Origin of the sequence: Pseudoflavonifractor hominis (assembly GCF_014288125.1) — a bacterium.
Classification (GTDB): domain Bacteria; phylum Bacillota; class Clostridia; order Oscillospirales; family Oscillospiraceae; genus Pseudoflavonifractor_A; species Pseudoflavonifractor_A gallinarum.
In genome coordinates this window covers 1-7501 of record NZ_JACOPR010000018.1, presented here as the reverse complement: position 1 = coordinate 7501, position 7501 = coordinate 1, and the positions used below count along the sequence as shown (strand labels likewise).

Genomic DNA, 7501 nt, shown 5'->3' with positions numbered 1-7501 from the left:
GTCCCACTGGCGTTATGTTGTAAACAAGGCGGCAGCCGTTTTACCCGTCTGCCGCCCATGATAAATTTCACTCTATTTGCACCGCTTTTGGCGGTTACACAGAATTTGGGATTGCCCCGGTATTTACCATAGGCGTTTTTCCAGTGTTCCGCCGCTCTCAGGAAGGCGGCGTGGCCGTGGGCGCGGATGTACTCCAGCGCCTGCTTGTATTTGCCGTATTTGTAGCCGGGATGGTTGAGAAATGATTGAATGATCTCACAGCGATCATATTCCTCGCAGTCTCCGCAGGTGATGTGACCTCTGGTTAGGCAGCATTTCTTCATTTTGTACCTGGTCCGGCTCAGATCCCGGGCGCCGTCCAGATACCCCAGTTTGCAGCCCTTGCAGGTCTTCTCAAATTCACGGCAAGTCTTACAGTACGCGCCACAACAGCCGATTTTCTCCGTGTCATTCATAGGGAGGAGTTCCCTTCAGTACAATATATCTTCAGAAAATCGCTGATGCTTTCTTCGACTGCATAGAAGGACTTTTCATCGCCGTATTTGATATTGATGCATCGCTTTCCCTTTTTGCAGTTAGGAAGACTCTCTGCTAAATGATTCAGAAACTCCTCATCGGAAAAATGGATGGAGAAATGGTTTTTCGCTGCGGAGACCGCCACATATCCCTCATTCATCTTTTTCCCCACCAGCCACATGGGCATAGAGAAGGAGATCTTATTTGTCAACTGGGGATATTCCGCATTCATAAATTCAATGAATGCGCAGATATGTCGCTGCTGCTCTTCATTTAACGATGCCACATACTCGGAAACAGAAGCTACACCCATGTTACACCTCCACAGCTCGTAAATACCAACAAAATCAAGCGAAAAATGCAGAAAAACCGCCATTTCGGACGGTTTTTCTGACAAATTTGGTCCGAGTGTGGAGACTCGAACTCCCGGCATCTTGCTCCCAAACGTGTGTCGGAACTTTCAAACGGCACTCTGCCGCCCTCTTTGGCCCTTTCCGCCGCTCCGGCAATTCCTCTTTGACACTCTTTTGCCCTGCGTGTTTCAAGCAAAACTTTCTCCTTTTGGGATGGGTGTGGGATTGGATTCTGTATATTAAAAGAAGTGCCGTCCAGGGAGAGCGGCGATAGAGGGCAGACCATCGCAGAGAGGGCGCAGGAAATGCGCCGCATAAAACAAAGAATAGCCGCTTGAACGTGTGGCGGAGGCGTGACGGCTGTTTCTTGTCACGGGAATGACAAGAATGATTAGAATGACGAGAAAGCTGTTTGAACGGAAATGCTGGGGCGAGCAACCCGCCCTCCCTGCTTCGTCGGATTGCCAGGCAGGCCCATCTGTGGTACGATAACACCAGAACGCGAGGAGGTGCCGTCATGCCCCTGCAAATCGTACGAAACGATATCACCACCATGAAGGTGGACGCCATCGTCAACGCCGCCAACGAGAGTCTGCTGGGCGGCGGAGGTGTGGACGGGGCCATCCACCGGGCCGCCGGGCCGGAGCTGCTGGCCGAGTGCCGCACCCTGAACGGCTGCAAAACCGGACAGGCTAAGATCACCAAGGGCTACCGCCTGCCGGCAAAGTTCGTCATCCACACCGTAGGCCCCATCTGGCGGGGCGGCGGCCACGGGGAGCGGGAGCTTCTGGTCTCCGCCTACCGCTCCTCTCTGGAACTTGCCCTGGCCAACAGGTGCGAAACCGTGGCGTTCCCGCTGATCTCTTCTGGCGTCTACGGCTACCCGAAGGATCAGGCGCTGAAGGTGGCGGTGGATACCATCGGGGAATTCCTGCTCTCCCACGATATGACGGTGTATCTGGTCATCTTCGACCGGGCCGCCTACACCATCGGTGGCAAGCTCTTTGCCGATATCGCCGCCTATATCGACGACCGCTATGTGGAGGCCCACACCGACAGCCGTGAGACCCAGCGCCGCCGGATGGCTGTGGAGTCCATGCCCGCGGAGGAGCCGCAGTGGATGCCTGTTCCCTGTACCATGGGGGCTCCCGGCCTGGACGAAGCTCTCAGCAAACTGGATGAGAGCTTTTCCCAGATGCTGCTGCGGAAGATCGACGAGCGGGGCATGACCGACGCCCAGTGCTATAAAAAGGCCAACATCGACCGCAAACTCTTCTCCAAGATCCGCTCGGATGTCCACTACAAGCCCTCAAAGCCCACTGCCATGGCCTTCGCCGTAGCCCTGGAGCTGCCGCTGGCCGAGGCCCGTGAAATGCTGGAGAAGGCGGGCTTTGCCTTCTCCCACGCCAGCAAGTTTGACATCATCGTGGAGTATTTCATCGCCCACCAGAACTACAACATCTTTGAGATCAACGAAGCTCTGTTCGCCTTTGACCAGAGCCTGCTGGGAGGATAACGCCATGCCGCGGATGGATGTAACAGAAATGGCCTTTGCCAGGGTGTACCCCCTGCTGGTGGCCAAGGCGGAGAAAAAGGGCCGCACCCGGGACGAGGTGGATCAGGTCACCGCATGGCTCACCGGCTACACGCCGGAGGAGCTGGCCGGACTGGAGCAGTCCGACGCCAGCTACGGGGACTTTTTCCGAAACGCCCCCGCCATGAACCCTGACCGAACGCTGATCACCGGCAAGATCTGCGGCATCCGGGTGGAGGAGATCGAAGACCCGCTCATGCGGGACATCCGGTACTTGGATAAGCTGGTGGACGAACTGGCCAAGGGCAAATCAATGGAGAAGATCCTGCGAAAATAGTTGTCGCCTGCCAGGCGACCCATTGAAAGAAAAATCCCCCTATACTGTGCTTGTAAGCCAAACAACACAGCATAGGGGGATTTGTTATGAAGAAGAATTTGACGGAACTGGTGTTCATCTTGGACCGCAGCGGCTCCATGCAGGGGCTGGAGGGGGACACCATCGGCGGCTTCAACGCCATGATCGAAAAGCAGAAGAAGGAGCCCGGCGAGGCGTTCGTCTCCACTGTCCTCTTTGACGATCAGACCGAGGTGCTCCACGACCGGGTAGCATTGGAGAAGGTTCAGCCCATCACCGACAAGGAGTACTATGTCCGGGGCTGCACCGCCCTGCTGGACGCTGTCGGCGGGGCCATCCACCACATCGGCAACATCCACAAGTATGCCCGGAGCGAGGATGTGCCGGAGCACACCCTGTTCGTCATCACCACCGACGGCATGGAGAACGCCAGCCGCTGTTACTCCGTCCAGCGGGTCAAGGAGATGATCCAGCGCCAGAAGGAGAAGTACGGCTGGGAATTCCTCTTCCTGGGAGCCAATATCGACGCAGTGGAAACGGCGGGCCACCTGGGCATCGCCCCCGACCGGGCGGTGAACTACCACTGCGACAGCGAGGGCACCCGCCTCAACTACGAGGTGGTGGGCCAGGCTGTGGCCGCCGTCCGGTGCAGTGCGCCTTTGGACGAACACTGGAAGGACGCCATCGAGGCGGACTTCCGCAAGCGGCAGAAGAAGGGGCGGCGGTGATCGGCGGTCAAAATAAATGCGGGACGGAAGGTCAAACCTCCGTCCCGCATTCCTGTCTTGGAACAAATCAGCCGGTCATTTCAGCTTAGCGCCGTCCTGGAAGGCGTTGCCCACCTTCTCGCCCAGCACCCGGTATGCGTTGTGGATGGGGTCAAAGGTGATGGGCCGCAGCTTGTCCGGGTCGATCTTCCCGTCAGCGCCCAAAACGGACTCGTCGGCACTCACGTTGACGATCTCGCCCACCAGACGGCAACTCTCCGGGTCGTAGCTCACCAGGCGGCACTCCACCGCCATGGGCAGCTCGTCGATGAGGGGCGCGTCCACAAACTCCGACTTCGTGGTGTGCCAGCCGGCCTTTGCTACCTTGTCCGCCACCTGGTTGCCGGAGGCGATGCCCACATAGTCACAGGCCACTGTCTGCTCCGCTGTGGCCATGCTCACGGTGAAGGCCTTGCGGGCCAGGATGTTGGCGGTGGTCTTGTGCTCAGCGCTGATGCACATGCTCAGCTCCTTCTCCTCGCTGATGCCGCCCCAGGCCGCGTTCATGGCGTCGGGGGTGCCGTCCTCATTGTAGGTGGCCAGAATAAAGACCGGCTGGGGATAGGTCCAGGGCTTGGCTCCAAAATTCTTGCGCATAGCGATTCCTCCTTATACATTTGTCACTATTGTATACCTGCTACACCAAAACATAAAATGCCTGTTTCCTATGTGCGGCTATTCGCCGGGGGTATTGGGATCTTTGCCTTCAAAGAAAGGAAGTGCGATGCGCAGCCATTCCTCCGGCAGATAGACGGACAGATAGCCGTGCCCATATCCTTTTGCCTCGTAGATCCGGCAGGTGGGAAGCAGTTGCTGGAACATACGGGCGGAGTTCTTGACGCACTTCATCTCCTTTTCCCCGTACCAATACATGACCTGGGCATGGCTGTTTCTCACGCTTTCTTTCACGCGGTATTGCGCCATATAGGTCCGGTACATGGTGTATAAGGTTTTTCGCGGCGTTCTGGGCATGTCCCGCAGATAGTATTCCTGGATCTCCTGGGGATAGGTCATCTCTGTGGGCAGCAACTTGGGCATAAGCTTCAGCTGAAGGCGGCACGCCCATTCGCTGAACATCAGCCAGCCAAACAGCCATACTGAGGCGATGCAGAATCGGGCCATCATGGGCTGCGGGTAACAAAGGCTGCCGTCGATGATGGCTTTTTCGGTAAGATCCGGCTTCCGCGCCAAAAGCTCTATCACGATCTGGCCGCCCAAGGAAACTCCGCACAGGGCGAAGAGATGTCCGCCGCAATGTTGCTGGATATAGTGCATGAGCTGGTCTGCGGTCCGCTCGGTGGAGACATAGGGCGTTTGATATGCCTCGCCATGGCCATCCAGCGTGGGCAGGATCACATGGTAGTGCTGGGCCAGGACACGGGCCTGCCGCAGGTAGTTCCACCAAGCGTTTCCACCGCCGTGGATCAGCATGATGTGGGGGCGCGTATCATCTCCGAATTCATGAAAGGTCATATTGGATCTCCTCCCGAATGGGTAAAACAGGATGCCTGGGTCATTATACTGCAAGTCTGCGCAAAATTCCATACCCGAGCAGAGAGACATCCGGGCCGCATAAAAGCAAGGCTCCCACCCTCTGAAATTCCGAGGGCAGGAGCCTTGCTTATCTCTGCTTCCAGTGATCCAGTTTCGGCAGCTGGGCTGCGAAGTAGGCTCTGACCTGCTCCGGGGGCCAGGCTTCATTGGACATGTGGCCCTCCAGAAAGTCCAGCAGCTCCTCCAGGCTGGTGTAGACAAATTTCCCGTCGGTATAGCACCACTTGCAGTACGCCTCATTGAAAGCGTCGTCCGGCTCCCGGCTGATATTGGCGTCCTCCAGAGGCATGCCGCAGCACTGGCAAATCAGCTGCCGGGGCGAGCCCAGCAGGGTGTTAATGGAGACGTCAAACAGTTTGGAGAGCAGCTTTAGCGTTTCCGTATTGGGCACCGTTTCGCCGGTCTCCCAGCGGGAGACCGCCTGCCGGGTCACGTGGACCTTTTCTGCCAGCTGCTCCTGGGAAAAGCCGCGCCTGGCGCGCAGCTCCAGAAGGATTTCTTTGGTATCCATATTGATCACCACCTTACCCGAATCATACCACGCTGGGAACAAAAAGCAAAGCAACCGGCTGTTGCTCTGGTTTGATGGTTGATCGGTCAGTGTCCCAATGAACTCGATTTTCTTGACCAATCATCCACGCGCTGTAGTTTATGCTATAATGGTTCATGCGCGTCGATCATGGAGGACGGAGGTGACCAAATGGCTGAACCAACGAGCGGCAATCAGCTGGCGCAGCAATTCCAGGCCTGCCGCCCAGCGTTCTGCGCGATTGGAGACGAGACCCGCCAGCTTATTCTCCGGGTGTTCATTGAGAATTGCGGAACAGGGGGCCTGCGGGTGGGAGAACTCCAAGCAAGCACGAATCTCTCCCGCGCGGCGGTGTCCCACCATCTGAAAGTCCTGAAGGATGCGGGGATCATCACATTCCGGCGGGAAGGAACGAAAAATTACTATTATCTGGACTCTGCAAGCAGCAGCCTGCTGGCTGTGTCGGAGCTGCTGCAGGATGCCGTCCGGCAGATGAAACACTGCCCGAACTATCAGGAAGAAGGAGAACACAAATGAGGATCTATCAAATCCTATTCAGCCCCACGGGAGGCACAAAAAAGGCTGCCGCTCCCTTTGCGGAGGTATTCGGGCAGGAGGTCAGCGCCATTGACCTGACTGATGCCAGCATGGATTTTTCCAAGCTCTCTCTGGACAAAGAGGATGTCTGTGTCGTGGCCATCCCCTCCTTTGGCGGCCGGGTCCCAGCCATCGCGGCGGAACGGCTGGAGCGCATCCGCGCCAACGGCGCAATGGCCATTCTGGTGGTGGTCTATGGAAACCGGGCCTACGATGACACGCTGTTGGAACTGAAAACCTGCCTGAAGCGTGCTGGTTTCCGCTGCGCTGCGGCCGTGGCAGCCGTGGCGGAACATTCCATCATGCGCCAGTTTGCCACGGGCCGTCCCGATCCCGATGATCTGGCGGAACTGTCCCGATTTGCCAAAGAGATCCGCCGGTGTCTGGAGGAGGGGCGAATCCCGGATGACCTGGCCGTTCCCGGCAATGATCCATTCAGGGAGTATTCCGGGATTCCCATCAAGCCCTCCGCCAAGAAGAACTGTACGAACTGCGGGCTGTGCGCTAAGCAATGTCCCGTTCAGGCGATTCCAATGGCAGATCCCGCCAAAACCGATCATAAAACATGCATCAGCTGTATGCGCTGCGTCAGCATCTGTCCGGCTCATGCACGAAGTATCAACCCTATCCTGACAGCGGTTGCCGCAGGCAAGATGAAGAAGATCTGCGGCGTGCCCCAAAAGAACGAACTGTTTCTCGGAGAATGACGAAAGGGTGACTCCCATACTGTCGTTCCTACGAAGGCCCCTGGCTTTCTGCCAGGGGCCTTCGTAGCCTCTATCCTCTTTTCCGCGTCAGGAAAACGCCTGCCGCCGCCGCGATCAGGACGAAGGGGGCCAGGCGGACAAAGCCCCATTCAAAGGCGTGGATAGCCACTCCCATGACGGCAGTCTCTGGGGCACTGTAATCCCAGCCCAGGTAGGGGCTTCCCATCATCACCAGAATGACGGCCACAGCCAGGATGCCCACGCACACCGCAATGAGCCCCCAGTGGAAGGCCGAGCGCCGCAGGGCCTTTCTCCGGGCAAACTGCAGATTGATGACCTCCAGCTTTTCTGCGAGAGCCTTCACCTCGTCCGCCTCTGACTCTGCAACTGTTTCTCCCAGCAACGTGCTGACAGGCGTCTCCAACGCCTCCGACAGGGCGATGAGTAGGTCGGCGTCTGGAACAGATAAGCCGGTATCACATAGTTAAAAATATTGGTGTCATTTAATCAATTTTGCCGATAAAGCGGTAGAAGATTTCTACCTCCTGTTCCCGGCTTCCGTCCTCACCTTTGACCGCTTCATGGACAA

12 protein-coding genes are annotated in these 7501 nt (G+C 57.1%); 5 read left to right on the top strand and 7 right to left on the bottom strand.

Annotated features, from left to right (window positions below; translation table 11 throughout):
• Window positions 1–455 (bottom strand): hypothetical protein (locus H8S34_RS14755; protein ID WP_243208049.1); only part of this gene is annotated, 455 nt, incomplete at its 3' end.
• Window positions 452–829, bottom strand: a complete 378-nt coding sequence (locus tag H8S34_RS14750) for a DUF1801 domain-containing protein (protein ID WP_186964410.1) — start codon at window positions 827–829, stop codon at window positions 452–454. The genes H8S34_RS14755 and H8S34_RS14750, both read right to left, overlap by 4 nt.
• A 557-nt stretch (window positions 830–1386) precedes the next feature.
• Between H8S34_RS14750 and H8S34_RS14745 the strand changes: the two genes are divergently transcribed.
• From H8S34_RS14745 to H8S34_RS14735, 3 genes are all read left to right on the top strand, one after another.
• Window positions 1387–2385 carry an O-acetyl-ADP-ribose deacetylase gene (locus H8S34_RS14745; protein WP_186964409.1) on the top strand — a complete coding sequence of 333 codons (999 nt, stop codon included), beginning with the start codon at window positions 1387–1389 and terminating at the stop codon, window positions 2383–2385.
• Between the two features lie 4 nt (window positions 2386–2389).
• A complete protein-coding gene (locus tag H8S34_RS14740) occupies window positions 2390–2740 on the top strand; it encodes a DUF2200 domain-containing protein (protein WP_186964408.1) in 351 nt (116 codons plus the stop codon).
• 86 nt (window positions 2741–2826) lie between these two features.
• Window positions 2827–3486 carry a vWA domain-containing protein gene (locus H8S34_RS14735; protein WP_186964407.1) on the top strand — a complete coding sequence of 220 codons (660 nt, stop codon included), beginning with the start codon at window positions 2827–2829 and terminating at the stop codon, window positions 3484–3486.
• Window positions 3487–3561: 75 nt separating this feature from the next.
• Here the strand turns inward: H8S34_RS14735 and H8S34_RS14730 are convergent, their stop codons facing one another.
• The 3 genes from H8S34_RS14730 to H8S34_RS14720 all read right to left on the bottom strand — a co-directional run bounded on the left by H8S34_RS14730 (window position 3562) and on the right by H8S34_RS14720 (window position 5590).
• Window positions 3562–4122 carry a flavin reductase family protein gene (locus H8S34_RS14730; protein ID WP_186964406.1) on the bottom strand — a complete coding sequence of 187 codons (561 nt, stop codon included), beginning with the start codon at window positions 4120–4122 and terminating at the stop codon, window positions 3562–3564.
• Between the two features lie 78 nt (window positions 4123–4200).
• Entirely contained in the window at window positions 4201–4998 is a 798-nt protein-coding gene (locus H8S34_RS14725; protein WP_186964405.1) for an alpha/beta fold hydrolase, read from the bottom strand.
• A 148-nt stretch (window positions 4999–5146) separates the two neighbouring features.
• On the bottom strand, window positions 5147–5590 hold the full coding sequence (locus H8S34_RS14720; RefSeq protein ID WP_186964404.1) for a zinc ribbon domain-containing protein: 444 nt from the start codon (window positions 5588–5590) through the stop codon (window positions 5147–5149).
• Window positions 5591–5779: 189 nt separating this feature from the next.
• On the opposite strand from H8S34_RS14720, the gene H8S34_RS14715 reads away from it, so the two are divergent.
• Together H8S34_RS14715 and H8S34_RS14710 are read left to right on the top strand one after the other, a co-directional pair.
• Window positions 5780–6145, top strand: a complete 366-nt coding sequence (locus H8S34_RS14715; protein WP_186964403.1) for an ArsR/SmtB family transcription factor — start codon at window positions 5780–5782, stop codon at window positions 6143–6145.
• Window positions 6142–6912: an EFR1 family ferrodoxin gene (locus H8S34_RS14710; RefSeq protein WP_186964402.1), complete on the top strand. Its 771-nt coding sequence runs from the start codon at window positions 6142–6144 to the stop codon at window positions 6910–6912. The genes H8S34_RS14715 and H8S34_RS14710 overlap by 4 nt, the downstream gene beginning before the upstream one ends.
• A gap of 70 nt (window positions 6913–6982) precedes the next feature.
• On the opposite strand, the gene H8S34_RS14705 is transcribed toward H8S34_RS14710, so the two are convergent.
• A complete protein-coding gene (locus H8S34_RS14705; RefSeq protein WP_366486033.1) occupies window positions 6983–7276 on the bottom strand; it encodes a hypothetical protein in 294 nt (97 codons plus the stop codon).
• A 139-nt stretch (window positions 7277–7415) separates the two neighbouring features.
• On the bottom strand, window positions 7416–7501 hold an 86-nt coding region (locus tag H8S34_RS14700; RefSeq protein ID WP_176850317.1), incomplete at its 5' end, for a DUF4368 domain-containing protein.

What these genes read in the sequence shown, in the direction of transcription:
- H8S34_RS14750 (WP_186964410.1), bottom strand. Translation starts at nt 829, where the DNA reads ATGGGTGTAGCTTCTGTTTCCGAGTATGTGGCATCGTTAAATGAAGAG.
- H8S34_RS14745 (WP_186964409.1), top strand. Translation starts at nt 1,387, where the DNA reads ATGCCCCTGCAAATCGTACGAAACGATATCACCACCATGAAGGTGGAC.
- H8S34_RS14740 (WP_186964408.1), top strand. Translation starts at nt 2,390, where the DNA reads ATGCCGCGGATGGATGTAACAGAAATGGCCTTTGCCAGGGTGTACCCC.
- H8S34_RS14735 (WP_186964407.1), top strand. Translation starts at nt 2,827, where the DNA reads ATGAAGAAGAATTTGACGGAACTGGTGTTCATCTTGGACCGCAGCGGC.
- H8S34_RS14730 (WP_186964406.1), bottom strand. Translation starts at nt 4,122, where the DNA reads ATGCGCAAGAATTTTGGAGCCAAGCCCTGGACCTATCCCCAGCCGGTC.
- H8S34_RS14725 (WP_186964405.1), bottom strand. Translation starts at nt 4,998, where the DNA reads ATGACCTTTCATGAATTCGGAGATGATACGCGCCCCCACATCATGCTG.
- H8S34_RS14720 (WP_186964404.1), bottom strand. Translation starts at nt 5,590, where the DNA reads ATGGATACCAAAGAAATCCTTCTGGAGCTGCGCGCCAGGCGCGGCTTT.
- H8S34_RS14715 (WP_186964403.1), top strand. Translation starts at nt 5,780, where the DNA reads ATGGCTGAACCAACGAGCGGCAATCAGCTGGCGCAGCAATTCCAGGCC.
- H8S34_RS14710 (WP_186964402.1), top strand. Translation starts at nt 6,142, where the DNA reads ATGAGGATCTATCAAATCCTATTCAGCCCCACGGGAGGCACAAAAAAG.